25 protein-coding genes are annotated in these 26679 nt (G+C 34.8%); 2 read left to right on the top strand and 23 right to left on the bottom strand.

Annotation, left to right across the window (positions count from 1 at the left end):
* Window positions 1–135: 135 nt before the first annotated feature.
* Entirely contained in the window at window positions 136–951 is an 816-nt protein-coding gene (locus RV00_RS02035; protein WP_071860932.1) for a DUF1189 domain-containing protein, read from the top strand.
* Between the two features lie 90 nt (window positions 952–1041).
* Window positions 1042–1989, top strand: coding sequence for a phosphoglycerate dehydrogenase (locus RV00_RS02030; protein WP_071860931.1), 948 nt, complete (start codon window positions 1042–1044; stop codon window positions 1987–1989).
* Window positions 1990–2000: 11 nt separating this feature from the next.
* Here the strand turns inward: RV00_RS02030 and RV00_RS02025 are convergent, their stop codons facing one another.
* From RV00_RS02025 to RV00_RS01915, 23 genes are all read right to left on the bottom strand, one after another.
* Entirely contained in the window at window positions 2001–2933 is a 933-nt protein-coding gene (locus RV00_RS02025) for a glycosyltransferase family 2 protein (RefSeq protein ID WP_071860930.1), read from the bottom strand.
* Window positions 2934–2944: 11 nt separating this feature from the next.
* On the bottom strand, window positions 2945–3238 hold the full coding sequence (locus RV00_RS02020; protein WP_071860929.1) for a HesB/YadR/YfhF family protein: 294 nt from the start codon (window positions 3236–3238) through the stop codon (window positions 2945–2947).
* A 10-nt stretch (window positions 3239–3248) separates the two neighbouring features.
* Window positions 3249–3914 (bottom strand): potassium channel family protein, encoded by a 666-nt coding sequence (locus RV00_RS02015; RefSeq protein ID WP_071860928.1) that lies wholly within the window; start codon window positions 3912–3914, stop codon window positions 3249–3251.
* Between the two features lie 102 nt (window positions 3915–4016).
* Complete coding sequence (locus RV00_RS02010; RefSeq protein ID WP_071860927.1) at window positions 4017–4649, bottom strand: response regulator transcription factor; 633 nt, start codon at window positions 4647–4649, stop codon at window positions 4017–4019.
* A gap of 67 nt (window positions 4650–4716) precedes the next feature.
* A complete protein-coding gene (locus RV00_RS02005) occupies window positions 4717–5817 on the bottom strand; it encodes a sensor histidine kinase (protein WP_071860926.1) in 1101 nt (366 codons plus the stop codon).
* Complete coding sequence (gene liaF, locus RV00_RS02000) at window positions 5814–6536, bottom strand: cell wall-active antibiotics response protein LiaF (RefSeq protein WP_071860925.1); 723 nt, start codon at window positions 6534–6536, stop codon at window positions 5814–5816. The genes RV00_RS02005 and liaF overlap by 4 nt, the downstream gene beginning before the upstream one ends.
* Before the next feature lie 309 nt (window positions 6537–6845).
* A complete protein-coding gene (gene greA / locus RV00_RS01995) occupies window positions 6846–7325 on the bottom strand; it encodes a transcription elongation factor GreA (RefSeq protein WP_071860924.1) in 480 nt (159 codons plus the stop codon).
* A gap of 95 nt (window positions 7326–7420) precedes the next feature.
* Window positions 7421–8626, bottom strand: coding sequence for an endolytic transglycosylase MltG (gene mltG, locus RV00_RS01990; protein ID WP_371851565.1), 1206 nt, complete (start codon window positions 8624–8626; stop codon window positions 7421–7423).
* Between the two features lie 622 nt (window positions 8627–9248).
* A complete protein-coding gene (locus RV00_RS01985; RefSeq protein ID WP_071860923.1) occupies window positions 9249–10199 on the bottom strand; it encodes a glycosyltransferase family 2 protein in 951 nt (316 codons plus the stop codon).
* Between the two features lie 129 nt (window positions 10200–10328).
* Window positions 10329–11285 (bottom strand): glycosyltransferase family 2 protein, encoded by a 957-nt coding sequence (locus tag RV00_RS01980; protein WP_071860922.1) that lies wholly within the window; start codon window positions 11283–11285, stop codon window positions 10329–10331.
* A 12-nt stretch (window positions 11286–11297) separates the two neighbouring features.
* A complete protein-coding gene (locus RV00_RS01975) occupies window positions 11298–12746 on the bottom strand; it encodes a DUF6056 family protein (RefSeq protein ID WP_071860921.1) in 1449 nt (482 codons plus the stop codon).
* A 250-nt stretch (window positions 12747–12996) separates the two neighbouring features.
* On the bottom strand, window positions 12997–13947 hold the full coding sequence (locus tag RV00_RS01970) for an NAD-dependent epimerase/dehydratase family protein (RefSeq protein ID WP_071860920.1): 951 nt from the start codon (window positions 13945–13947) through the stop codon (window positions 12997–12999).
* Window positions 13940–14347: a glycerol-3-phosphate cytidylyltransferase gene (tagD, locus tag RV00_RS01965; RefSeq protein WP_071860919.1), complete on the bottom strand. Its 408-nt coding sequence runs from the start codon at window positions 14345–14347 to the stop codon at window positions 13940–13942. The genes RV00_RS01970 and tagD overlap by 8 nt, the downstream gene beginning before the upstream one ends.
* Window positions 14348–14370: 23 nt before the next feature.
* The gene (locus RV00_RS01960; protein ID WP_071860918.1) at window positions 14371–15207 is read right to left on the bottom strand and encodes a LicD family protein; all 837 of its coding nucleotides are present in this window, start codon (window positions 15205–15207) and stop codon (window positions 14371–14373) included.
* Window positions 15182–16621, bottom strand: a complete 1440-nt coding sequence (locus RV00_RS01955) for an O-antigen ligase family protein (protein ID WP_084133203.1) — start codon at window positions 16619–16621, stop codon at window positions 15182–15184. The genes RV00_RS01960 and RV00_RS01955 overlap by 26 nt, the downstream gene beginning before the upstream one ends.
* A gap of 15 nt (window positions 16622–16636) precedes the next feature.
* Window positions 16637–17752, bottom strand: a complete 1116-nt coding sequence (locus RV00_RS01950) for a glycosyltransferase (protein WP_071860917.1) — start codon at window positions 17750–17752, stop codon at window positions 16637–16639.
* A 5-nt stretch (window positions 17753–17757) separates the two neighbouring features.
* The gene (locus tag RV00_RS01945) at window positions 17758–19284 is read right to left on the bottom strand and encodes a lipopolysaccharide biosynthesis protein (RefSeq protein WP_071860916.1); all 1527 of its coding nucleotides are present in this window, start codon (window positions 19282–19284) and stop codon (window positions 17758–17760) included.
* A 12-nt stretch (window positions 19285–19296) separates the two neighbouring features.
* A complete protein-coding gene (locus tag RV00_RS01940) occupies window positions 19297–20274 on the bottom strand; it encodes a glycosyltransferase family 2 protein (RefSeq protein WP_071860915.1) in 978 nt (325 codons plus the stop codon).
* The gene (locus RV00_RS01935) at window positions 20274–21329 is read right to left on the bottom strand and encodes an NAD-dependent epimerase/dehydratase family protein (protein ID WP_071860914.1); all 1056 of its coding nucleotides are present in this window, start codon (window positions 21327–21329) and stop codon (window positions 20274–20276) included. The genes RV00_RS01940 and RV00_RS01935 overlap by 1 nt, the downstream gene beginning before the upstream one ends.
* Window positions 21330–21339: 10 nt before the next feature.
* The gene (locus RV00_RS01930; RefSeq protein WP_071860913.1) at window positions 21340–22041 is read right to left on the bottom strand and encodes an IspD/TarI family cytidylyltransferase; all 702 of its coding nucleotides are present in this window, start codon (window positions 22039–22041) and stop codon (window positions 21340–21342) included.
* A complete protein-coding gene (locus tag RV00_RS01925) occupies window positions 22042–22914 on the bottom strand; it encodes a LicD family protein (RefSeq protein WP_071860912.1) in 873 nt (290 codons plus the stop codon).
* 15 nt (window positions 22915–22929) lie between these two features.
* A complete protein-coding gene (locus tag RV00_RS01920; protein WP_071860911.1) occupies window positions 22930–23970 on the bottom strand; it encodes a glycosyltransferase family 2 protein in 1041 nt (346 codons plus the stop codon).
* Between the two features lie 14 nt (window positions 23971–23984).
* Complete coding sequence (locus RV00_RS01915; protein ID WP_071860910.1) at window positions 23985–25376, bottom strand: sugar transferase; 1392 nt, start codon at window positions 25374–25376, stop codon at window positions 23985–23987.
* Window positions 25377–26679: the final 1303 nt, after the last annotated feature.

Raw genomic sequence — 26679 nt, 5'->3', positions numbered from 1 at the left:
TTCTTAAAGTAAGATAGCGGAGCTAGAAAAAATAGTCAATTCTTTCTTGGATTCTTTTTACATTTTTACGGATCAGCTTGTTATTTCAAGCTTACTTCGATACAATGGCTTTTGTATACAGATTGGAGCGATCACATGACTTTTCGTCAATTAATCAAGGGATCCCTTTTTCGTTTCGAAGAACTAAAGAATGCGAGAAATACCCCTTTTTGGAAATCTATTATCTATCTCTTAGGCTTGAGTCTGCTGCTGGCGATTCCTACCGTCTACCAAGCACTCCAAGTAATGGATCAAATCAAATCAGACAGCTTAAAGATCGTACAAAAAATTCCCGATTTTGAAATCGAAAATGGTGAAATCAAAACTGCAAAACCTGAAAAAGGCTTTATTTATCAGACCAATTCGGTCATTCTTACCTTTGATCCCGCTGGTAAACGCAGTCAACAGGATGTCGAAAAAGATTTAGTCGGAAATTATTTCAGTGTCGGTCTCTTAAAAAACGAAGCCTTGTTAGTTCTACCCGACTACGGCGGTGTTAGCTCCGCTTTGTTTGGTGATAATGTACTGAAATTTTCATACAAGCAAGAGCCTTTGAAAAATATGACCGGTGAAAAATTAAAAGCTGGACTTAAAGATTTAAAAATACCGGTATGGACACCAATTGTTATGTTGCTAGCAGGACTTTATCCTTCCTTCATTAACCTATTTGTCACATTAGTTTTTGCAGGCATTGCCGGCATGATCGTCGCTAAGCTACGCTTAAGACGAATCACCTTTTTCGAATGCTTCAAAACAATTATTTTCTGCGCTACGATCCCAACGATTTTAGCAACCATTATTTTACTATTTCAGCCGAATTTTGACTCAAGTATCCTAGTTACCTTCATTAGCCTATTCATCTTTTTGCGAATCATTAAATATTTCCCACAAATTCAATTACCGAACAAATAACTGCTTACGATTCCGTAAGCAGTTTTTTTTCGTATTTTTTGTTAGAATGAATCAAAGATTTGCAGCAAAAAAAGAAATGAGGAGCGGACTATGGAAAAACCAATTATTTTTTTACAAAAAAACTTTCGAACAGAATTTATTCAACAGATCCGAGACATTGCTCCCGATTATCAAATCAAAACAGAGTTAAATGATAGCGAGTTCGCTAAAGTTGAAATCGCCGTTGGCTGGCAAAAACAATTCAGCCAACAACTCTTAGACAGTAAAAACTTAAAATGGGTCCAATCCATCTCAGCAGGAGTAGATTATTTACCTCTAGACACCTTTGCTCAGCAAGCTATTTTATTATCTAATAGCAGTGGGATCCATGCCCTTTCGATCAGCGAGCATATCATTGGAACATTGTTGGGCTATTATCGCGGATTAAATCAAGCTGTTAAAAATCAAGTTGTAAATAGCTGGCAGCCGGAAAATATTCATTATGATCAACTGGCCGGCAAAAATTTACTAGTCGTTGGAACTGGCCATATTGGACAACAGCTCTCCAAATCCATTCGCAGCTTAGGTGTTCACGTTTATGGAATCAATACCACAGGACATCCAGCCGACGGATTCGTAGAAACCTACTCAATTAAAAATATGGCTAAAATTGTCCCTGAAATGGATATCGTCGTAGGAATCCTGCCGGGTACCCAGGAAACCTATCACATTTTCAACAGCCACATTTTCGAAAATATGAAAGAGTCCGCCATCTTTGTCAACGTTGGTCGGGGCGAGACTCTCCATACAAAAGAATTGATCACCGCACTTGAAGTGAAGCAATTTGCCTTTGCAGCATTAGACGTCTTTGAAGAAGAGCCACTACCTAAAGAAAGTCCCCTATGGCAATTAGAGAATGTGCTAGTTACACCTCATATTTCCGGATTAACCGTTGATTTTCAAAATAAATTTATGAAAATCTTTTTAGCCAATCTGAAAAGCTATGTAGCCGATGGTTCACTGTCTGAAAACCAAGTAGAGCTAAAACGTGGGTATTAAAAAAAGTTGGACTAGTCGTCCAACTTTTTTTCGGTTTCCTTCACAATATAGACAGGACGCTTCTTAGTCTCCATGAAAATCTTTCCAATGTATTTCCCGATGATGCCAATACACAAGAGCTGTACGCCACCGATAAAAAGAATGATCGTCACGAGCGATGGCCAGCCTGCGGTAGGATCACCAAAGACCAAGGCGCGAATAATGATAAACAGCATTGCAATGCCTGAAGCGACGCAAGAAAAGGCACCGACAAAAGAAGCGATGTTTAATGGAGCATCAGAAAAATTAACGATTCCGTCAATCGAATAGTTGAATAATTTCCAAAAAGACCATGACGTTTCACCAACCGTTCGTTCACGATTTTCGAAAGAGATGTATTCTGTCTTAAAGCCTACCCAACTAAATAAGCCCTTCGAAAAACGATTGTGTTCCGTCAACTCCAACACTGCATCCACCATTTGACGAGTCATCAAACGATAATCCCGCGCACCATCCACCATTTCCGTATCGCTGATCCGATTAATTAACTGATAGAATTTTTTGGCAAAGAAACTCCTTATCGACGGTTCACCTATTCGATCGGCTCGACGTGTTCCTACACAGTCGATATCAGAGGTTTCGATCATTTCGATCATACGCGGCAGAAGTTCAGGAGGATCCTGCAAGTCAACATCCATCACAGTAACTAGTTCGCCTTTTGATGCTTGCAAACCAGCATATAGAGCAGCTTCTTTGCCAAAATTTCTGGAAAAAGAAATGTATCGGACATTGGGATGCATTCGTGCTAACTCGCGTAACTTTTCTAACGTTCGATCGCTAGAGCCATCATTAATAAAAATATACTCAAAGTCATGAATTACAGATTGATTTACTCGTTCCATCTCGACGAAAAAAAGCGGAATGGCTTCCTCTTCATTGAAGCAAGGGACTATTATTGATAGCATTCAGGTCACTCCTAAGCTTGGTTAAACTCATACTTCGGCTCATCTAATTCTTCATCGTAATCAACCACTAGATCATAGCCTTTAAAAAACCACTCATCTGCTTCTTCAATAAAAAACAGCATACCATTAACATTTTCTTCAATTAATGGGCTTTCCGGTGTGTCCACCGCCATACCAACAGAAAAGCCATCATGAACCTGTGTCTTGCCATAAACTTTTCCATAAAATTTAATACCTTGACCTTCAGCTAGTTCAAGCTCTTGTTTAAACCAAGCTTGTGCTTTCGAGGTTATCGTTAATTTCATCACTACTCACCTATCCATTCATTTTCTCGTCTAAATAATCGACATCTTCATCGCGGCCGATTACCACCAAATGATCGTCCTTTTGAACGACTTCGTCCGCCGCAGGTGCGACAATCGGATCTTGTTTGTCCCGACGAATGGCGACAATATTTAAGCCAAAACGCTGACGAAAATCTAGCTCGTCTAACGTTTTGCCATAGAATTTTCGATTGGTTACATTAATTTCCGCCAAAGAAAATTCGTCGGACAACTCTAAATAGTCTAAAATATTTTTAGAAACTAAATTATGAGCAATCCGCTGCCCCATATCTCGCTCCGGATGAACGACGCGATCCGCGCCAATCTTTTCCAGTACACGCGCATGGTACTCGTTTTGGGCCTTTGCCAAAATATTGGGCACACCCATCTCCTTGACCATTAACGTGACTAAGATACTGGCTTGAATATCTTCACCAATCGCTACGATGACATGATCAAAATTTCGAATTCCTAAAGAACGCAATGTCATTTCGTCTTGTGCGTTCGCCACAACCGTATGGGTCGCGATATTCATATATTCGTTTACTCGATCCTCACTACTATCAATGGCCAAAACTTCTTGCCCTGATTCGATCAAAGTCCGACAAATACTACCACCAAATCTTCCCAATCCAATAATTGCAAAACTTTGTTTCATGCGCTCTCTCCTATTATTCTTTTTCGTGAATTCAGCACTCTCTGTTCACGATGTCTTTTTAAGTATAACAAAGAGCGGGTTAATAAAACAGAGATGAACCCTCTATTTTATCAACCCGTGTTTAAAGGCATAGATTGCGGCTTGTGTGCGATCCTCAACTTCTAGCTTAGCCAAAATATTAGAAACATGTGTTTTTACGGTTTTCAAAGTAATAAACAATTCATCAGCAATTTCTTGATTGCTCATTCCTTGGGCAATCAAGAGTAAAATTTCTTGCTCCCGATTGGTTAGTTCTTCATGAAGGACATGGCGATTACGATTGGAAAGCTGTTCCATCATCTTAGTCGTCACTTCTGGTTCTAAAACCCGCTCCCCTTTGAAGGTCGCTCGAATTGCATTCGCGATCTCATGGGCCGTTGAGGTTTTCAATAGATAGCCTGAGGCCCCCGCCTCAATTGCTGGATAGACCTTTTCATCATCAATGAAGCTAGTTACGATCAGAATTTTGGCGTCTGACCAATCCTTTAAGATTTTTTTGGTGGACTCGATACCGTCCATGACTTCCATGACTAAATCCATCAGGATCACATCCGGTCGAAGAGCCAGCGCTTTCTCATAGCCTTCTTCACCATTCTCCGCTTCCCCAACAACTTCTATATCATTCTGGATGGATAAATAAGAAGAAACGCCTAAACGAACCATCTCGTGATCATCCACTAGTAACACTCGTATCATCCTCTGCCTCCTTGTTCGTATTCTTTTAACACATAATTTGCTGATCTCGGACACCTAACTAAGCCAACTAGTCAGGTGATCCTGCGGGAACACCCTTTTCTAAAAAAGCGGCAGCATCCTTCACTACCGGAACTTTGATCTCGATGCTGGTTCCTTGACCTTTAAAGCTGATTATCTTCGTTGAACCACCTACACCGGCGATTCGTTCACGAATATTTCGTAAACCGTAGCTACCTGCATGTTCATCTTTTTCTTCAAAGCCGACCCCGTCATCAATGACTCGCAACAAAATATTTTGACCAACGATCTTCAAATAGACTTCCAATTCATTCGCCTTAGCATGACGCAAGGTGTTGGATAATAGCTCCTGGACAACGCGGAATAATTGATCCTCAATGCTAGCAGAAACCTGAATATCCTGTACATCCCATTTCAATTGGATTTGAATTTTCGTTTGTAATTCCTTTAATAATTGCTCGATCCCTTGTCTTAGACTCTTGCCTTCTAAACTGATTGGCCGCAAATGTAGCAATAATGCACGCATTTCAGACTGAGCTGCATTGATAATATCCGCTACCATTGCCAACTGCTTTTTGTAGGGCTCCAACTCTTCAGATTGCTGAGATTGCTCATTTAACGCAGACATCATCATCATGGCCGCAAACAGCTGCTGAGAAACGGAGTCGTGGAGCTCCCGCGCCAATCGATGCCGTTCTTCTTCAAGAATCTTTTCCCGTGTCGTCCCGTCCACCATTTGAGGCAAGCTGCTTAATTGCTGCAACTCCCGCGACATACTAACCAATTTTTCTTTGATTCGCTTGATATCGTGATCGACTAAAAGCATTTCTTGATTTTGCGAAATTTTTACATCTAAGAAGGGCTGCTCATAGTTTCCAGAAGCTAAACTTTGAAGTTTCTCTTCGATTTTTCCTAGCTGTCTTTTTTCTAAAAAAGTCACTAAAAAATAAACTACGCCACTAACCGTCAAAGCAATCACGATAATATGAATGAATAACGGAATATAGAACACTCGCGCCGCAAAAAGCTGTGCAATCATCTGCTTCTTACCGATGGCATACATGTACAAGAATAGCGTCGTCAAGATCAGTAAGAAAGAGACCAATCCAGAATAGAGTGAGATTTGTAAACGGGAATACTTCCCCATCATACACGAATCACCTCGACATCTCCAACGAGTGTATTCGTGACGATCTTCAAACGCCGCGCACTTTCATCATAATCCTCGCTATACATTTTCAATGTTTCATTGCGTAGAACCTGTTGGTCATCCTCAAAGTCCACCTTACCATACAAAGTGGCATGTTCAAAAAGAACCCCGACACCATATGGAACCAAAATCCGTGTCCGACCAAAGCCTTTACGAACGATCACAATACTATCTTCCTTTGGTAATAAAGTATTCCCCAAGTCAACGATTGTATCACCGGCTAAAATCGCGACATTGATATCGTCCCATTCAAAAACTTGCGTGCCAATCCGATCATTGCCGATCCAACTTTGTTTTTTTCGCTCACCGTTATGACCGACAGGTTCTGTCGTTTCTACCATTACAATACTTTTTTTATTTTTGAAAGAGTGATTCGGCATGGAAATTCCTGCGACTTCAAAACCTTTCAGTCCTAAAAAGAGAACCGCAAAAATCAACATTAGCCAAGTCGCCGGACTATTGACTAAGCAGATGATCAAAATAACCGAACCTAAAATTAATTGAAATTTTTTACGTCGATCTTTTCTTAATGCCCAATAAATGTTCAATGCACCAAAAATCAGCATAATCAGCATCGCTGGGTTTGCAGATAACTGCCATAGTAAGAAAATTGCAAGCAGGGCTTCAATCACAATGAAAAAGCGCCATGGATTTTTCATTCTATTATCCCCTCCCAACCTTTTTATTTACATTTATTCTACTTTCTTTCTTCGAAGAATACTATCGGTCTTAAGTCGCAACCTAAGCGATTCCGACTAAACGCTTGAAGCTCTATCTTTCAGTAGAGCCAAATAAATCGTTTGCATTTTATAATTGAAAAAAACACTGACAACTAGCACATTTTATTAAATACTTTTTCAAGAAATGGAAAACTGTTTAGTTTCGTACGCATACGATTTTTCTAACTTGCTAAAGCAAGGAGAAAAACTCGCAAAATAAAAGAGACGGCTAGCGTCTCTCTAATAGTCTTAGTTTTGTTCGACCTTGACGATCTTGACATCCATGTTTCCACCTGGTGTTGCGATCGTTACGACATCGCCAACACTCTTGCCAATCAATGCTTGCGCGATTGGTGAATCATTTGAGATTTTACCAGTCAACGGATCTGCTTCCGCTTTACCGACGATTGTATATTCTTCTTCTTCGTCATCCGGTAACTCAACAAACGTAACTGTTTTACCGATCGAGATTTCATCTGAATCGACGTTTTCGTTATCAATAATTTCTGCAAAACGGATCATATTTTCTAAAGTTACAATACGTCCTTCAACAAAGGCTTGTTCATCTTTAGCCGATTCATATTCAGAGTTCTCTGATAAGTCGCCAAAACTGCGAGCAATTTTAATTCTCTCGATGATCTCACCACGTTTTACTGTTTTCAATTCTTCTAATTCCTGCTCTAGCTTTTCTTTCCCTTCTAGAGTCATTGGATATGCTTTTTCTACCATTTTTCTTCTCCTTCAATCAACAAAATTACGAAAGGTAATCCTTTATAGATTTAATCCACAAAAGATTACCACGTAATTACTGTATTGTAAATTGTTTATTTATCTTTATTGACATATTTTTCAACTAATTCCATATGTTCTTCATACGTCTTCGCATAATAAACTTTTCCAGTCGAAATATCTGCAACAAAGTAAACATAATCATTATCAGTCGGATCAAGAACCGCTAAAATAGCTTCCTGACTTGGATTATCGAACGGACCAGGTCCATAACCGGTATTCTTATATAAGTTGTATGGAGAATCAACTTCCAAATCTTTGTTGTAAACAAACTCTTTGTGTTCACCTAACGCATAAAGAATCGAAATATCTGATTGCAACGGCATCCCTGTCGCGATCCGATTAAAGAAGACTTGCGCGATATTCTTACGGTCTGATTGAGTGACCCCTTCTTTTTCCACAAGTGATGCTAAGGTCATAACCTCTTGAACTGTCATGCCTTTTTCCTTGATTTGACTATAATAAGGTGTCAATACTTGATTGGTTGTATCAACCATCTGAGTCACTAGATCTTCAAGACTCTTACTCTTATGAACATTATATGTCGCTGGGAATAGATAACCCTCTAAACGATAACGAACATCTTTAGCATTGCCAGCATCGGTTAATAAATCAGGATACTGAGCTTTTAATTGATCAAAGAATTTATCATCTTTGATAACCTTGATGAAATCTTCCTTCTTAAAGTCCGTTTTCTTCGCTACAAGACTCGCAATTTGATCGACATCGTAGCCTTCCGGAATCGTTAACTTAGACGCGTCATCCAGTGGCTCGGCGCTGCCGCCTTGCTGCAATTCTTTACTAATTTGATCCAACGTCATATTAGGCGAAAATTGATAATAGCCCGCCTGAAAATTCGTTAGGTTTTTAAATTTTGTATAGAAGTTGAAAACCATGCCGTCACGAATGACATCGCCATCTTCTAAGATATCACCAATTTGACGATTTGACGATCCACTAGGAACCTCTACTTGTACCAATTTTTTATCATTTCTATCAAGCGGCTTCAATCCGGCACTCACATAATTATAACCAGAAATCGCTAAAACTCCGGCAACAATTAAAATACCAATCGTTAAAATATAAACGATCTTTCGCACGACTCGATCTTCTTTGCGACGTTCTGCTCGTTTCAAGTTGCTCTCCTCACTTAAATCACCTTCATAGTCATCTTCCATATGATGCAATTCCTCAAATTTTTCGCTAATTCGATGGAAGATCGATGGTTCTTCTTCATTCATTTGACTCGTTTTTGAGGTTTCTTTAGCTTTGCCTTCTTTGTTTTCTGCTGATAGATTACTATTCATCATCTTTTTTGAATCCGCAGAAACTGCTCCAGCTTTCCTACTTGCTTCTATGGAAGGCTCACGTTGCTGTTCTTTCGCAGCAGTCGTATTTTTTTTAATTTTTTCTTCTTGCTTTAGCTCACGTTTAGAATGTCCACTGGATTTAGGAATAGATTCGGTTGCTGAAGGAACACTTTTATCCACTAAAGGAACCCTCTCTTTTGTAGGAGTATCTTTAGCAGTGATTTCAGACTGCTTAGCTACCGCTTTCTCATCCATCTTTTTCTTATTACCAAATAAGCGCTCATAAGACGATGCTAGATCATTTTCGTCATTATTCTTCGCTTCTTTTTTAGACGTTCTATTCGTAGTTCGCGTTTTTTTTGTTGCATCAACATCACGATTGTTGCGACCCTCTTCTAAAGCCCGCATAATCTGTTCTTTAAAAGATCCCTCTTCTGAGTGTTGGTTTTGATCCTCAGACAAAAACAACTCCTCCTTACTTCATGTCATAACTTTAACCATTATACATGAAAGTAAAGAGGAGGGAAATGTAAAATTTATTTAGTTAATGAATTTATAGATTTCTTATTTGATTATATTTTTCATATAACCGATATAAATTCAATTCATATTCTTTTTTAGTATTTGTTACGACTGTATCTAAAATTAGCCCTGTAACTAATAATAATAACGAAAAAACCATCAGTCCAGATGCAAGAATAGATGAAGGAATTTTTGTAATAAAATCAGTATGGATAAATTCATTAATCACTGGTATGCCAAAAATTAAGCCAAACACAAAGAAAATGAAACTAAGTATTGAAAAAAATAGTAACGGCTTATAATCCTTAAACATTTTTAAGATAGTCAGCAAAACTTTTATCCCATCAGAATACGTGTCTAACTTCGATTCACTGCCCTCTGGACGATCGCGATAGTCAATTGGTATTTCAATTAATTTAAACCGCTTATCTAATGCATGAATCGTAAACTCCGTTTCAATCTGAAATCCCGAGCTCATCACAGGAAAACTTTTAACAAACATCCGGTTAAATCCACGATATCCTGTCATCACATCTTTTATGTTTGCTTGATACAAACGATTAATCGAATTTTTAACCAAATTATTACCAAAATCATGAAACGCCCGCTTGTTTTCACTAAAATAGGTTCCGTTAGATAAGCGATCACCAATCACCATATCTGCTCTTCCCTCTCTTAATGATTGAATCATTTCTTGAGCATTTTCAGCAGGATAAGTGTCATCGCCATCTACCATTAAATAATAATCAGCCTCAATATCGAAAAACATTTGACGAATCACATTTCCCTTGCCTTGTCGCGGTTCTTTTTTTACGATTGCACCAGCGCTTTGTGCAATCTCATAAGTATTATCTGTTGAATTATTATCGTAAACATAGATATCAGCCTCCGGCAACTCCTTTTGGAAATCATTGATTACTTTCTTGATTGTAAGTGATTCGTTATAACACGGAATGAGGATAGCTATTTTTTCATTGTTCATACTTACTCTCCTAACTTCACAACTAACTATAATAATACCAAAAAAAGTCGGATATGTTCCGACTTTTTTAAATCAAATCAATTAACACAAATACAAGATGAAAAAGAAAGTATTACAATTTACTTGAAATTATTCCCTGTACTTATTTTCTATTTTTGCTTTTTTTATTTCTTCAATAAAATACAGTGGTCTGCGTTTTGATTCAATAAAAATTCTGGAGAGGTACTCACCAACAATACCAATTGAAATCAACTGACAACCTCCCAAAAAAAGCATAACAATCATCAGCGAAGGAAAACCAGAGGTATCTGATCCGAAAATCAGTGTTTTTATTAAAACATATATCATATAAATAAATGTTATTGCTGAAACAATGAATCCAAAATACATTGAGATTCTTAACGGAGCCGTGGTATAAGATGTTATTCCTTCCACTGCCAACTTTATTAAGGATTTATAACTCCATTTAGAGTCCCCATATAATCTTTCCTCAGCATCAAACTCAATTGAAATTTTCTTGAAACCAATCCAGTTATACAGTCCTTTAGTATATCTCTGCGTTTCTCGTAATTGTTTTAGAGCATCAACAGCTTTTCTGTCGAGCAAACGAAAGTCTCCCGCGTCTGGATTGACTGGAGAATTAGACATTGTCTCGAGTAATTTATAGAACACTTTTGACGTCGATTTTTTTAAGTACGATTCTCCCTTTCTCTGTTTTCTCTTTGCATAAACATCCTCATAGCCAAGATCCCACAATTTTAACATCTCAGGAATCAAGGAAGGTGGATGTTGGAGATCAGCATCAATCGTGATGACTGCATCATGAGTCGAATAATCAAATCCTGCAGCCATGGCAATCTCCTTTCCATAATTTCTCGACAAATCTATCAGACTAACATCATTTGTCTTATCAATTAACGAAGAAACAATACTGACAGTTGCATCGCTACTTCCATCATTTATGAAAAGATATTCAAACAGATATTCTTGCGATAATGGTAGCAAAGTATCTTTCAATTTTTCATATAAAGGCCTAATATTTTCCTCTTCATTGTATGCTGGAATTGAAATAAGAATTTTTTTCATCTTTATACCTCTCTATTTAAAAGTAACATGTTTATCCTCTGGTATATCATAAAATTTCTTAAAGCGATTCAACCAGTTATCAGGTCCTGTACTGGTCTTCCAAGTATAATTTTCATTTGGTAGTAGAGGTAAAACGATCTCAGTATTGCCACTCTTAACAGAGTCACTTATTATCTTTTCTCGTTGAATCTGAACTCTATACATATATGCGAAAATGAAAAAATAAAATACTAAGATTGATCCAATCGCTATTCGTAAAAGATACTTCAATAATTTGTAAACTCTATTTTCAAACTTTATATTTTCAAAGAGTCTGAAATAGAGTGTTCCTGTATATAACAACCATAAACAATAGGTCAAATAAAATGATCTCGCTCCAATTGGTTCAGCTATAATTAACGGTGCAGCAGATAATGGAACAGAAAGAAACAAGACTATATTAAATAATAATTCTTTCTTTGAAAATACACTTGAGATAATCCATAGCAAACAAATAAAATATGCTATAGAAAATAAATTTATTATACTGTTATCATACCGAAAAGTGAAATTCATCTGGCCATAGAAAAACACGCCATAAATTGTATACATCATCACAAAAGCCGTTACTATCTTATTTATGATACTTAAATTATTGACTTTCTTGAAGAAAAGGATCAACAATGCTAAGTTAAAAACAATAAGTAAAAACTTATAATTGAGAATCATGTTGGGCAACATTTGTGAACCAATCTTGTTCCAAATAAACCCAATAGAAAGTTCAATTTTTTTATACCCATCAGTATTTTGAGCTGCATTTAAATATGCTGGATTTGCGAACATTATTATTGATCCTATTAATGCAGTAATAAATGAGCCAATAAAAAAATTTGAATTTTTTTTATTCATGATCCTTTCAACGATTAAAACTGAAAATGTCAAAATCAGCATAAATATGGTAATGTTCTCACTAAAAAATTGTGTTCCTAAAACAATAAAAAAACCTGAAAGCAAAGAGAGCTCTTTTCCATCTTCATTTATTAAAGTCTCATGCATGGCTGTAAAATACAATACGACAAAAATAACTGGTGGAACAAAATTTACAAAAGCTGCTGGCCAACCATATATTTGTCGGAAAAGCACAGTAGGAACAAGCAATAGTAATAATAGTGTTGCTAAGGAAATTATCTTTCTGCTTTGATTATTACTAACTTGCGTTCGATAGAATCTCTTTATTGACAGAAAAACACCAATTGTCGAACTCGTCATCACAAGTGCTTTGAAAAGATTGCTTCGCGTAATTAAAATAGATATTATATCCCCGAAGTATCTACCATTATAGCCTTGGAAGAAGTTCCTCAAATTTTCAATTCCTTCATTTGTTCCCCATGCCCACTCGTCATGGTTGTATGGAACCATGTAAAAGATTCCAAAAAGAACCACTGCCACTAATAAATTTCTAAGCACAACGCTTTTCCTCATCAAAAGTACTCCCAATCAAATTTTGAATTTTAAACCTATAAATATTTAACTTTCGGCTATCGTACTATCAATAATACACGATTTTTCCATAAAAAATATAATTTTCAAATATATTTACTTTCGAACCTATCAGTAAAATAAAACTACCTTAGAAAACTAATAAATTTTATACATCAAAAAAACTCCTGAAATCTGAAATAAAGTATACTTTCATACAAATTTTTCATCATTTTCAGGAGAAAAACATCTATCAAATCAAATTTTCCGAATCTAAGTATCTTTTCATGCCTTCATTAATACTAAAATTAGCTTCATATCCTAAACTATTCAATCTCGAAATATTTGCCACTGAGTCTTTGATATCACCTTCTCGCTCACTCTCATACTCGATAGGCAATTTAATATCCAATATTTCATCAATGACTTCAATTAACTTAGTCAATGTAATTGCGTTACCTGTGCCAACATTAAATTGCTTTCCCAAAGATTCTGGCTTATCAGCTACTAGCAAAAGTGCTTGAATAACGTCTTCAATGAAAACAAAGTCACGTGATTGAGAACCATCACCAAACAAGGTAAATTGTGTATCTACTTCAGACTGCAGTTTCTTATAGCGATCAACCAAAATAGAAATAACGCCACTGTAAGGGGATTCTGGATTTTGATTTGGTCCATAAACATTAAAGAACCGAACGGCGCTCGTAGGGACTCCGTATAAGTGATTGTAATCCAAAACATATTGTTCAGCAGCAAACTTGTCAACAGCGTAAGGCGTCAATGGACGAATGACTGATTCCTCTTTCTTAGGTAGTGTTGGCTCATCCCCGTAGACTGCTGCTGAAGAGCTAAACACTAACCGTTTTAAATCTTTTTGGTATTTTCTAACTAGTTCTAACAATGATAAAACACTCTCGAAATTGATTTGATGTGTTTCAACCGGACGTGCAACAGAATCTGCTACACTAGCAACTGCAGCTAAGTGGAAAATATAATCGAATTTATTTTGGGAAAGTACCTCTTCCATCAGGTTTTTATCAGTCACAGATCCATTGATAAATTTAAGATTTAAACTTTCTATAAGATTTTCTTCTTTCCCCATTGAAAGATCATCAATTATGGTCACTAAATTTTCTTTAGATAAATGATTGGCTAAGGTCGAGCCTATAAAGCCGGCTCCACCTGTGATTAGATAGTTATTCATTTTTTTTTGCCTCCAGATCTTTTTTTATCTGCGTAGTAGAAATTTCTGGAGTACGTGGAAGATAAATTACTTCGGCTTCGGTCTGTTCTTCAACAAAATCAAATTTTCCAGCCCAGTCATCTCCCATAACAAACTTATCAACCTTGAACTCCTTGACATCCTTGACTTTTTGTTCCCAACCATTCTCAGGGATTACAAGATCCACATAGCGGATAGCTTCCAGAAGTTGTTTTCTCTTATCGTATTCGAAGTAACATTTCTTTTTTTTCTCATTCCAATTGAATTCATCAGTCGATAAGGCAACAATTAAATAATCGCCTTGTTCCTTGGCCCTACGCAACAAGTTAATATGTCCATAATGTAATAAATCAAAAGTTCCATATGTTATTACTTTTTTCATCCGAGAACCTCCTTTAAGTCTTCTCACTTCCAATAAAAATCATATAAATGATTTGATACTCTTTCATCCTCTGGCGGTAAAGTCATGTAGTCCCCAAAGTACTGTTCTAAAAATAAATCAGCATTTTTTATGGCACTTATTTTTTGTCCTTCAAATTCTATCGATTGAAGATTTTCTTTTTTAAACCAACTAGTAGGATAAATAGCTTTCTGATATTTTACATATTCTAGATGGCCGCACAGATTACTACTTTCAAAAGGATACTTTTGTGAATAGCTCTCATACATATCTCTCCAATAATTATAGTTTCCCTGATTTCTATACTTAATATATGTTGGAAACTTCACTAAAAGCTTAATTGCACTTCTAAAGTGAGAATAAGATCTTGCATAAAGACATCCTAGAGTATTCATAAATCCGGCTTTGTACATATCCATTTGCAAAGCAAAACTATATTGTTCTTCCTTCAGATCTGGAAGTCCATCCAGAGGAAATATATCAATAAATACGCCCGCATTTTTATCTTCATAATCAAAAATCTGCTTTGAGACGAGTTTTGTTTTAGGGTCAAAAAGTTTAGAAAATGTATACCTGTATGGATTCTCATTCATTGGTGTGGATAATTTATAATTGAGATCCTTTTCCAGTATATATAATAATTTCTCGTAATCTGGTCTAGGAAGCACAATATCTATATCATCATCCCATGGGATAAAACCTTTGTGACGAACAGCTCCTAGTAAGGTCCCATAGTATATTGAATATCTTAAATCATTTGATTTACAAATTTTATCAACATAAATCAGCATATTTAATGCTGATTTTTTTATTTCATCAAGATTCATTTTTTGATTTTTCATCTAGTATTTTTCCTTCCTTATGACCGTTGAGCTTACCTAAATACAGCCAAAAAACAAGCGCACCAACTGTATTTACCAAAATTAGTTCATTTACAAAAAATCCTGATAAAACTAATGTTGTGACCGCCGCAAGATATATATAATAAGAAGAAGATAATTTATTTCTATTTTTAAAATAGAAAATAATAATTGAAATTGCATTCCAAATTAAGAAAAATACGAATAATAGAAAACCAAAAATTCCAGTCGATACTAGAACATTGATAAATGTATTATGGGCTACAAATAATCTCTGGGCAATAAAAGTATTAGGTAAATATTTTTGTGCATAAGGAATAAGATTTCTAGGCGATGTCCCTACCCAAGGAGTTGTTTTGAAGATTTCGATTGCACTTTTCCAAATAGAAAATCGCATATTTGAAATATCTTTATTTTGAGCAACATCTTTTCTTACAAGAGAAACTTCATTATTTTTTTTATTATCCTTTTCCGTACCCAATTCTACTTTGTTTTTTGTATTTTCAAATTTCAGTTCATATTTAACATGCTCAGGGATTGTTTGCAAAATGTCTTTTGTTTCTTTTTGCAGAAGAAAATAAAAACCTGTCACAGCTAATGTTACGATTAATGAAATAATCATTCTAACTACAAAATTCCTACTAGATCTTTTACTAGAAAAAATAAAACTATAAATAAAAGTAGAGATACCTACAATAACAAAACTTATTAATAGAGCACTTCTTGAGCCAGATAGAAGAAGCACCGAAAATTGAATGGCGATATTTATAATTAGGAATAACTTTAATAATACCCCTTTTTTATTCCATCCATTTATTAAATAAAAGATTGATAGAATGCTTACAACTATACAAACAATTGCTCCATAATTAGGATCACCAAATAATCCAAATAATCGTGATTCCAGAAAGCCTATTCTTATTCTTTCTTGTGGAGATGTATATTTTTCATAACCAAACTTTAATAAAAACATAATTAATGAAAGAAATGAAACTACAAACCATGCAATAATCAAAGAGAAATTAATTTTTATAAAGAAACTATCTTCTTTATAAAATGTTTTACCAGATTCATATACTAAAAAAAAGTATATACTGTTCCAAACCATCAATTTTAAATTTGATACTACACCAAACTGACGATTTACTACTATTGAAATAACTAGAACAATGATAAAAAAAACTAAGAATTTATCATAAGTAAATTTTCTAGCTTTTAAACTTGTAAAGAAATCATTCAGGAGAAAAATAGCTCCCATAGTTGCAAGAAAAGCAAACAGTGCTCCATCATAAATTGAAGGAATCAAACTATAAACATTGATGGAACGCAGCAGGAGACTTATTAGTAGAACTATCACATATATCTGTTTTACCTTATTCAACTTACCTTCGGACACAATTAACACTTCTTTCTAATCGTTTAATACATTCTTCCATTCACTCATAATAACATTTATATCAAATAATTTAGCTTTCAATAAGGACTTATCTTGATATTTTTTTCGTAAGCTCTTATTCATGATCAATAAGTTTATTTTCTTTACCATTAATTGAGTATCGAAATCACTCACTAAAATACCTATTTCGCCATTATCCAATAACTCTTTTGCCCCAGAATGATCAAAACTAATTATAGGTAGACCATATGATAATGCTTCAATTATAACTAAAGGCAAAGCTTCAGTCCTAGATGTCGACAAAAAAATTGAGCTTTTTAAATAGTGTTCTTCAAGTGCTTTCCCTTTCAAAGGTCCCACATATTCAATCTTATCAGAAACATTTCTTTCAGATATTAAATTTAAAAATTCCTGTACTTCTTCTGGACGGCCATTGCCAGCAATCCTAATTTTCCAGTCATCAGGAATTTCTCTAGCTATTTCACAAAGAAAATCCAACCCTTTGACCTTAACATTTAGTCTAGCAGTAAACGAAACAACTTTATCATTCAAATCAGAGATTCTCCCACTTTCAAGAACCATAGGATTATAAATAACTTGTGTATTATTGTTAATTTCCCTGTAAATATCATATGCCTTTTCAGAGAGACATACAATTGAATCTACTATTTTGAGTGACTTAGAGAATGAAGTCAAATAATTTTTCGCCAACTCATTGAAAGCATAGTCAGGATCTTCATGCATCCATGCTATAACCTTGATATTAGAAAATTTATTTTTTAATTCTTCCGCAAAAATCGTAACAGCTATAAAGGAGTTGAGAATGACCACATCAACACTATTTTTCTCAATAATTTCAAATAAATCATTTATTTCATTTTTTTTATATTTTGATGGTGTAAATTCTTTTTTAAAAGCCAATTCTAATCCTTTACCAAATTTACTAAGCATTCTCTTTTCCTTTTTAGAACTAAAAAACAATTTATCTTCCGGCAATTTAGAATAGTTTTCTCTAAATTTATATGAATAGTAAAACACCTCATTTTCTTTTGATAATTCTTTTCCAATAGTTGAAGCAACAATATTGGCTCCACCATAACCAAATGATGGTCCAACAATACAAATTTTCATAAATATTACCTCTTTACAATCCTTATTAATAAATTTCTAACATAAACGAATTCTTGTGTTTTATAAAATGTGATAGTATATAAAACCATACCCATGGCACAAGCGAAAAATATTTTTGCGATGATACCTATAAAACCACTAAATTGAAAGAGTGTTTGAGCATAAAAAACGATTCCTACAGATATCCCTAATGGAATTACATATTTTATAATCTGAACAATATACACAGATAATTTTTCTTTTAATCCATATTTGAATATATAGTAAGCCTCAATCCACATTACATACCCAAATGATGAAGTGATTGTTCCTAACAGTACTCCATTTATTCCAAGGTTGAAAACAGCTAATAGAATTAATGATGCTATTAGATTGATTGCTGCTTCAAAAATAGATTTCCATCTTTGAATCCAATACAATCCAAATGAGTCAATAAATACAAAATTTGTATTTCTAAACATTTGAATTACTAAATTAATTACAATCAGGCTAACCGTCAAAGGAGGGAGTATATATTTTTCTCCAATCCACCATCTAATAAATGGATTAAGAACTGAAACAAGAATCAAAGTAGAAAAATAAATCATCGTATAATTCACAAATAAATGTCGTTTAAATAATTCTAGCGCTTGCTTTTTATTTGCCGTAACAATATAATTTCCAATACTAGCTGTTATAGAATTGGTAACTTGTTTACATAAATTCTGTACGTTATTGATAATCATAGTGTAATTAGAATAGTAACCAACAGCAGCAAGTCCTACAAAACTTGAAATGAGGATGCTGTCTGTTCCCATAACAATTACCCCACCAATTTTAGAACTCATATTTCCAACTACATTTTTTTTTATCTCTCTTACTTTTTCTTTACCTAATTTTTTAGGCTCTGATTTTTTTAAAAAGTAATAGTCTTTATCCACCTTATATGAGATAGAAAAATTTCCTAATAAAGTAAATATTAACTGAACTATTAGATAAAGTGTAAAGCTTCCATAATGTAGTAGTAAAAAAATCTGAAAAATGTTGCTGATAAAAAGAAATATGAAGTCATTAATATTAACTAAATATGACCTTTGATTCGCAATTAGAAGTGATCTCTTATATGTAAAGAAGTAACTTAATACGGAATTACCCAAAAACAATAGATAGTACCAAATAAAACCTTCTTGTGAACTTAAATCACTTGAAAAAAAATGCAAAAAGGGCACTAATGCCAGACCGATGACAGCTACTGCCGCTCCAATATAATGATATGCTTTTTTATACAATATCATTAGCGCTTGAATTTCATTTTGATCGTTATTTGCAATTGGCTTATACATTGAGTAGACAATTGATGTACCAACCCCAAGTTCAGCTAACGATAGCAAACTGAGTACATTAGAAAACAATCCGTTTATCCCTAGATATGTAACTCCTAAGACTCGTATAAAATATGTTCGTACAACAAACTGCATCACTAGTTTTAAAAAAAATACAATTGTTGATATTGAAGAATTCATCATTGAATAATATAATCGTGATTTTTGCATAGAAACCTCTATCTACCCGTTTTTCTTATTAATTAACCTATTTTGAATTATAGAAGGAATCTTATAAAGATTCAAACTAATCATTAATAACGTCATTGAAATTTTTCTATTTCTTGTAAAAATAGAATTTTTCATAATAAAAGAATAATTATTTTTCAAATAGTGAACTATAGATTTAGTTTCAGGAACTAATCTCTCCATATTAGCATTAACAATTTTGTCTAATACTAAAAAATTAGCAAAGCAAACTCGTTGATGTGCCGCTTCATCAATTTCTTTGGTTCTACCAGATACTTTTTTCTCATTTTGTTCCCAGGCCGTAATGTATTCAAGGTGTTTTTTAGAAAAAGTCTGGCTAGTTATACTATCATCCCGATGATAATAATAATATTTCTGTTTTGTATCGATAACAACTATATTGCATTGGTCTAATATACCAACAATTGTAAAAGAATCTTCATGATACTTCCCGATAGGGTAGCGTAATTCACTAAAAATTTGCTTTTTGTACAATTTATTAACTGCATGATCTGAGATCTGATTCCCATGAAAAATCAAGACTGTGGCTTCGTTACGATTGAGAACCATATATTTTCCCGGCTTTTCCTCGGGCTCTTTTCCCTCATAAACATGATATATCCCACAAATCGACATGTCTGCGTCTTCGTGAACAATATTGTTATACAGAAGTTCATACATATCATCAGCAATATAATCATCGCTATCGATAAAACCCAAATACTTCCCTTGAGCCGCCTCAATTCCGGCATTTCTCGCGTCACTTAAACCGCCGTTTTTTTTATGAATGACTTTCACGCGCGAATCCTTTTGGGCGTATTGATCACAAATAGCTCCAGAATTATCTGGTGAACCATCGTCAACTAAAATCACTTCAAAGTCTTTAAAGGTTTGATTCAAAATAGAGTCCACACATTTATTTAAATATTTCTCTACATTATATACTGGCACTATAATACTTATCTCACACATTAAATTCGCTCATTTCTGATTAACTTTACTGTATTTTGCAATGCTTCTTCTAATCCAAACAGTGATTGCCAACCGAGCGTCTCCATTTTTTCTGGGGCTAAGATTGCTTGGCTCGCTGTTGAGAAACCTTTTTTTTCTTCTTCATCAGGCAACTCAAAAATGACTTCTTTTTGATTTACGGCTGCTAAACCTTGCGCTAAATCTTTCAAATGTAAGTCAAATTCTGGTACGGCAATATTATATGCTTCCCCATTTTTACCATTAACTAAGAGATACAATAAAGCATAGACCACATCACCGACATATGCATATGAGAAGTACTGATTCCCTTCACTTTTCAGAACAATATCGTCATTGTTTACTGCATTTAAAATAAATTGTGAAGAGGCTTTTGTATCATTCAGTAGCATTGTCGGACCAAAAGTTCGACAAATTCTAGGAATGACAATATCTAAATCATGTTTAGCAATATAAGCTTGGCAAAGGCTCTCGCTCGCACGTTTTCCTTCAGGATAGCCTGCTCTCAATGTATTACAGTCAATATAGCCGCAATAATTTTCTTCGAATTTGTCAACGTCTCCACGGTTTTCTCCATATATTTCAACGGTTGATAAAAAAGCAATACGTTTAACTTTTTTATTCGTTGCAAAATCTAAGACTTGTTGAGTACCCATTAAATTAGTCATAATAGTTCCTATTGGGTCAGTCGCGTAGGCCCTTGGATGAGTGTTACTAGCTCCATGAAAAATATAATCAATATCTTCATCAAGTACAATGGGTTGAGTAACATCTGCTTCAACCGTATGAAAGAAATCAGCGGATAGATACATTCGGAATCTTTTAGTCAGACGTTCTATGCTACGACCCATTGCATAAATATGGATATTAGCATTATGATCCTTATTTCTTTTCATCAACAAATCAATCATATAAGAACCAATCATCCCTGTCGCTCCAATGATCAAAAATGAATGGTTATCAATTTTTCCCCAATCATTTTTTGCACGATTAATTTTCTCTAACTCAGTCCGATATATTTCATTGTCTAGTAACACACTTTCACCCCTAGTCCTTCATTTTCAAATATGCTTTGAAGAGTTCTAAATCATCTTGTGTTGTTAATTTGATATTTTTATCAGATCCAGCAGCGAAATACAGTGTTTCACCCAATTCTACCATCATAGTATTCGTGTAAGATGAATCCGTCATACCAACATCCTCTTTAATTGCCTTATCATATGCCCAAATTAATTTTCCAAATTGATAAGCTTGTGGAGTGGATACTCGACGCAAGGTATTGCGATCAATGTATTGTTTTGTTGTTTCTTCAGTATCTTTCAAAAAAATCTGTTCATTATAAGGAAGTGAGGTTACACCATTTCCATGTTCTTGACATTTAACAATTACATCGGAGAGAACTATCTCATCTACTAAAGGCCGGATGCCATCATGAATAATAATTGTATCACTATCTTCAGAGAATTCTTTTAAGAATTGAACCCCATTGTTGATTGATTCTTGGCCTTTTGATCCACCAGGTATAATCCATTGAACTTTTTTTAATCCATATTCTCTAATATAACCCCATAAAGTTTCCTCCCAGCCAGATTTACAAACTACTAAGACTCGATCTACTAAAGGATGATGCTCAAATGATTCCAAGGTATAAATGATAATAGGCTTTCCCTCAATCGTAATAAATTGCTTAGGAATATCCTGACCCATTCTTTTTCCGACACCGCCGGCAATAATCAATGCTGTAATCACTTATTTATCCTCCTTGTTAGTCAAATAATAAATACCTTTGTACTTTTTATACGAATTATCTGGATCTATATATACTGAATCATGATGTGCTACTTGCTGATCCTTTGGCGGCAACTGCATATAATCACCGAAAACATTTGATAGATAATCATCGTAACCAATTGGTATTGGTAACATAGTATCTTCAAAAGGTACTTTTTCTGCAGCTAGGAAATCCTCTTGGGGATAAACATTTCCCATATAGCGTGGACCGACGCATAATTCAGTAACAAAGCCAGTGTTTTGGGAATTATATTTCATCATGTGTTTTTCAGCGAATTTCCAAACATGATATTTATTTCGTTTAGTGGGAGCTAAATTTAATAACGCTTTACCTAACTCAGTAAAAAAACGACCGTGATTTTGCGGAATCTGTTGACTGCAATATATTGCATAAACTAATGCCCAAAATTTTTGGATTTTTCTTTGGTAATTCTTTGTTGGTGCAACATCTAACGGAAAGATATCAATCTGAATACCATGGCTAATATCCAAATCTTTCTGATACGTCTTAATAAAAGTAGTATTTTTATCCCTCAAGGTAGTGAATGAATTACGATCATTATACTCTTTGTCAGCACGTAATAAGATATATTTACCCTCATCCTCTTGTGTTTTCCAAAGCACCATTAATTTTTCATAATCGTTTCTAGGCATAAAAAAGTCTAAATCGTCATCCCAGGGAACAAAGCCTTTATGACGAATAGATCCAATGGCTCCACCGCCACATAAATAGCATAATAAGCCATTTTTATCACAAAAATCAGAAAAATACTTTGCCAGTCCTAAGCTAGTTTCCTGTACTTGACGTAGTTGCGTATCCTTACTATACATAAAATCCCTCAATCGTTAATATTTTCTCTTCAAAAGTGCCATTAATCCTGGCATTCTCGTCTCGACGAATGCTCCTGAATTTAAGACTAACATAAACATAGGTCTAGGCATGTTGAAAAGTAATTTAGTAATCTTTTTTACAGGTGTATCATTTGTTGCAATCTTTCGAGCCTCAACAATAGAGGCATCACTTAGGATAGTCGCAATTTCATTTTTTTTCTGCTTTTTACTGATTTTCTTAGTTTCTAAAATAGAGAAAATGACTGAGGTGGTTCCCTTGAGCAGAAGTGCAGCCATGCCTTCTTTATTCTCATGATTAGTAATCATGTTACTCCGTAAATAAAACTCCTTGAAGGTCGCGAATTTATCTTTGTTATATTGATTGGTGATTCCTTGACCACCTTCAAATTCATAGACATACTCTATTTTAGGATTCATTACAACTTTAGAACAATGTTTATAATAATCCAAGTTAAATAGCCGATCTTCACAACTGCGATAATTTTTAAAACGGATCACGTTATCGAGAATAATATCGCGGCGATAACATTTGTTCCAGACTACATACATAAGCTGCTTATTCATTAATTCATATATATCCGATAAGAATTCTTCATTCTCCTCATATGTATATTCATCAACCAAAAAGTTTTTCTCATCTGCAAGCTTCCCTTGGTCAAGCGTTTTAAAAGTAAATGAGCTGACAATCAAATCGAGCTGAGGATTTGCAGTAATAATTGCTGTATAATCATCCAAAATTGTCTTTTGGGGGAAATCATCTGCATCAAAAAAAAGTAGATAATCTCCTTGGGCTTGTTCAATCCCAAAATTTCTTGCTAATCCAGGCCCCTCATTTTTTTTACTCAACAATTGAAACCTAGAATCGCTTCCGACAGTGTCCTTCACAACTTTTTCAGTACTATCAGTAGAGCCATCATTAACTAATAGGACTTCAAAATTTTCATTTCCTATTTTTTTTAAAACACTGATTGTCCTAGCTATGGTCATTTCAGCGTTGTATATCGGAATAATAATACTGAACTTTGGTGTAGACATATTTTCACCTCAAATTACTGATAAATCTTCTCTTTCGGAAAATCCATTTTTTCTAATGATGTAGAAACTTCCTCTTCTTCTAATCCTTGCGATGAAACCTTATCAAACAGAATTTTAATTGTCTGGAGCAAAATTTTCATATCTAACATAAACGAATATTTTTTAATATAAAGCAAATCAAATTTTAGCTTACTATTATAATCTGACGCGTACTTGCCGTAAACCTGAGCGTAGCCAGTGATCCCAGCCCGAACATTGTGTCGCAAATAATAATAAGGATTCTCTGCATTGAACTGCTCAACAAAGAAGGGGCGCTCTGGTCGGGGGCCAATAATCGACATATCACCTTTCAACACATTGATCAACTGAGGCAGCTCATCAAAACGCACAGCTCGAATAAATTTCCCAACAGGAGTCACACGGGCATCGTTACTTGTAGCCAGAACAGGCCCAGATTTTGATTCTGCAGTAGCACTCATTGAACGGAATTTATAAATTGGAAATTCTTTTTGATCTTGTGTAATCCGAATTTGCTTATAAATAATTGGTCCCGGAGAAGTTACTTTTACTAAAATCGCCGTGATCAACATAAATGGAGAAGCAATCACCAATAAGATTAATGAAATGACAATATCAAACAATCGTTTCAACATCGCATCCTCAGAAGGAATCTTGAAGCCTGAAGACTCAATGATACTTTCATCTTCAAAATTCATAATATTGGGATTGATGGTTACCAAATTTTCAAATGTCGTATTTAAAAACAATTTTTTCTCTGTCTTCGTAACTAATTGATAAATACTGATTTTTTCCATTTCATCAATCTCTGAAGCTAGATAAACAATATCCACGTCATCAATGATTTTTTCTAAGTTCTCATGAAAATGATCTAAGATGATTGATTGGACTTTATGCTTATTATTTTTTTGTGAACTAAAATTTTGAATTGCTGGGGCAACATCTTTTTCATAGCCTAAGATTGTTACCTTCTTGTCCGCACTCAATTTTAGATAAAGCCTATAGATGATCGTTCGATAGACGATCAGCAAAAACGTACCCAGTAAAAATGAAATCAAAATCACCATTCTTGGGAAAGCGAACCAGCGACCCGCGAAGGTAATAATCATAATTCCTAACGACATTAAAAATTGACCAATAACGGTCACAAAGACAATATCACTAGTGATTCGATTATAAAAAACATACACTCCTAGAAGCACGTTCAATAGTACAAAGAAAATAGAAATAAGTAAGGCTGAGCTTTCAAATGTTTGAAAATTTCTTTCTGGAATGGTTCCCCCAAATTTCAGCCAAAAACTAAAGTAAATAGAGAAATTATAAACAATCACGTCCATCAAAATGATAAACACTCGACGGGCAGCACTCCATTCGCTACTTTTATTCATACAAACACTCCTAATCCACAAAATAATCCACTTCACATCTTACCATACAGCCCTAAAAAAGAGTAGCATTCGTAAAAAAAGTAATAAAAAAGAAAAGAACAAAAAAGCGGGCAAATCAACCATTTGCTCACTTTTTTGTTCTAAGTTAAAGATGAGATTGCTATTAATCCTAAACTAAAATTTAAACATTAAATCCTCAGCTATTTTAATCCTGAGGGAAGAGATAAACTTTCGAATAGCGTGTGCCTGAATAAATATGAGATATCTTATTTCCGTCAATCACTTGATGCCAAAATCGATTTTCATTTGAACGATTGCCCCAGAAAATTCCAATATGACAATCATAAAAAGGATCTGTAAACATTGCCTCAAGGTAAATAAGATCACCCTTTTGTGCTTTGCCGCTTTTTAACAATGCATCAATTGAACTGAAAGAATAATATTCTGTGTTACGCATCAAAGCATCTCGCCAATTATATGCATTGACATATCCACCAACACCACTAGTTATCCCCGAGATTCGATTTAAGTTCCCACCGCTACGTCGTGTCACAGTCGCTACGAATCCTGTACAATTCATTCCTGGGCCATAAGGGCTCGATACCCCGTTAGGAACTAAAAACATTTCGGGATTACTAAAGCCAGCTAAACGGAATGGCGTTCCCAAATAAAAACGATCATTTTGATGAGCATTTAGCTCGTTCAAGACACGCTGGCGACTAGTTCCTAAGTAATGTGCAACTCCTCTTCGTTCTCTAACTGCTCCGCTGTTAACATAACCAAACCATTTGCCATTTGATTCATAGAGTGAATAATAGGTTGAACCATTCATGTGCTTGTAATACCATTTGACTTGATAAGTCTTATTAATCAAAGAATTTGTACGAGCTTTTTCTTTCCAATTGAAACCACTCCAAATCGAATAACCATTTTTAATTACAAGTACTGATTTATTCATTGAAAAGCCTGTACCTTGTGCACCACTCGCTTTAGCAGCTCCTCCTTCGTTCAAGTATCCTTGCCATTTACCATTATTATCATATAGTGACAAATACTTAGCACCATTAAAATGACGATACCAGCCGGTTACTCGATAGGTGCGCTGGTACATCCCCTTTGTCGAACTTCCTTTATTAAAATTGAAATCTTTCCAAATTGTCCAATTGTTCTTCGTAACTGTAATGTATTGATTGGTTCCGTTCCATTTTCCACCTTGATTATTTACTATCTGAGCTGCGCCTTCATTCAAATACCCCAGCCATTTACCTTTATTGTCATAAACAGATAAATATTTTGATCCGTT

Source organism: Enterococcus devriesei, assembly GCF_001885905.1.
GTDB lineage: Bacteria > Bacillota > Bacilli > Lactobacillales > Enterococcaceae > Enterococcus_A > Enterococcus_A devriesei.
The sequence above is the reverse complement of the archived record's forward strand: the minus strand, read 5'-3'. Positions and strand labels throughout refer to the sequence as shown.

Coding starts and splice junctions, on each gene's coding strand:
- greA (WP_071860924.1), bottom strand. CDS start 7,325: ATGGTAGAAAAAGCATATCCAATGACTCTAGAAGGGAAAGAAAAGCTA.
- RV00_RS01975 (WP_071860921.1), bottom strand. CDS start 12,746: ATGAGGAAAAGCGTTGTGCTTAGAAATTTATTAGTGGCAGTGGTTCTT.
- RV00_RS01925 (WP_071860912.1), bottom strand. CDS start 22,914: ATGTATAGTAAGGATACGCAACTACGTCAAGTACAGGAAACTAGCTTA.
- RV00_RS01985 (WP_071860923.1), bottom strand. CDS start 10,199: ATGAACAATGAAAAAATAGCTATCCTCATTCCGTGTTATAACGAATCA.
- RV00_RS02030 (WP_071860931.1), top strand. CDS start 1,042: ATGGAAAAACCAATTATTTTTTTACAAAAAAACTTTCGAACAGAATTT.
- RV00_RS02005 (WP_071860926.1), bottom strand. CDS start 5,817: ATGATGGGGAAGTATTCCCGTTTACAAATCTCACTCTATTCTGGATTG.
- RV00_RS02020 (WP_071860929.1), bottom strand. CDS start 3,238: ATGAAATTAACGATAACCTCGAAAGCACAAGCTTGGTTTAAACAAGAG.
- RV00_RS01920 (WP_071860911.1), bottom strand. CDS start 23,970: ATGTCTACACCAAAGTTCAGTATTATTATTCCGATATACAACGCTGAA.
- RV00_RS02010 (WP_071860927.1), bottom strand. CDS start 4,649: ATGATACGAGTGTTACTAGTGGATGATCACGAGATGGTTCGTTTAGGC.
- RV00_RS01980 (WP_071860922.1), bottom strand. CDS start 11,285: ATGAAAAAAATTCTTATTTCAATTCCAGCATACAATGAAGAGGAAAAT.
- RV00_RS01945 (WP_071860916.1), bottom strand. CDS start 19,284: ATGCAAAAATCACGATTATATTATTCAATGATGAATTCTTCAATATCA.
- RV00_RS02025 (WP_071860930.1), bottom strand. CDS start 2,933: ATGCTATCAATAATAGTCCCTTGCTTCAATGAAGAGGAAGCCATTCCG.
- RV00_RS02015 (WP_071860928.1), bottom strand. CDS start 3,914: ATGAAACAAAGTTTTGCAATTATTGGATTGGGAAGATTTGGTGGTAGT.
- RV00_RS02035 (WP_071860932.1), top strand. CDS start 136: ATGACTTTTCGTCAATTAATCAAGGGATCCCTTTTTCGTTTCGAAGAA.
- RV00_RS01950 (WP_071860917.1), bottom strand. CDS start 17,752: ATGAAAATTTGTATTGTTGGACCATCATTTGGTTATGGTGGAGCCAAT.
- RV00_RS01970 (WP_071860920.1), bottom strand. CDS start 13,947: ATGAATAACTATCTAATCACAGGTGGAGCCGGCTTTATAGGCTCGACC.
- liaF (WP_071860925.1), bottom strand. CDS start 6,536: ATGAAAAATCCATGGCGCTTTTTCATTGTGATTGAAGCCCTGCTTGCA.
- RV00_RS01960 (WP_071860918.1), bottom strand. CDS start 15,207: ATGAAAAATCAAAAAATGAATCTTGATGAAATAAAAAAATCAGCATTA.
- RV00_RS01915 (WP_071860910.1), bottom strand. CDS start 25,376: ATGAATAAAAGTAGCGAATGGAGTGCTGCCCGTCGAGTGTTTATCATT.
- tagD (WP_071860919.1), bottom strand. CDS start 14,347: ATGAAAAAAGTAATAACATATGGAACTTTTGATTTATTACATTATGGA.
- RV00_RS01940 (WP_071860915.1), bottom strand. CDS start 20,274: ATGTGTGAGATAAGTATTATAGTGCCAGTATATAATGTAGAGAAATAT.
- mltG (WP_371851565.1), bottom strand. CDS start 8,626: ATGAATGAAGAAGAACCATCGATCTTCCATCGAATTAGCGAAAAATTT.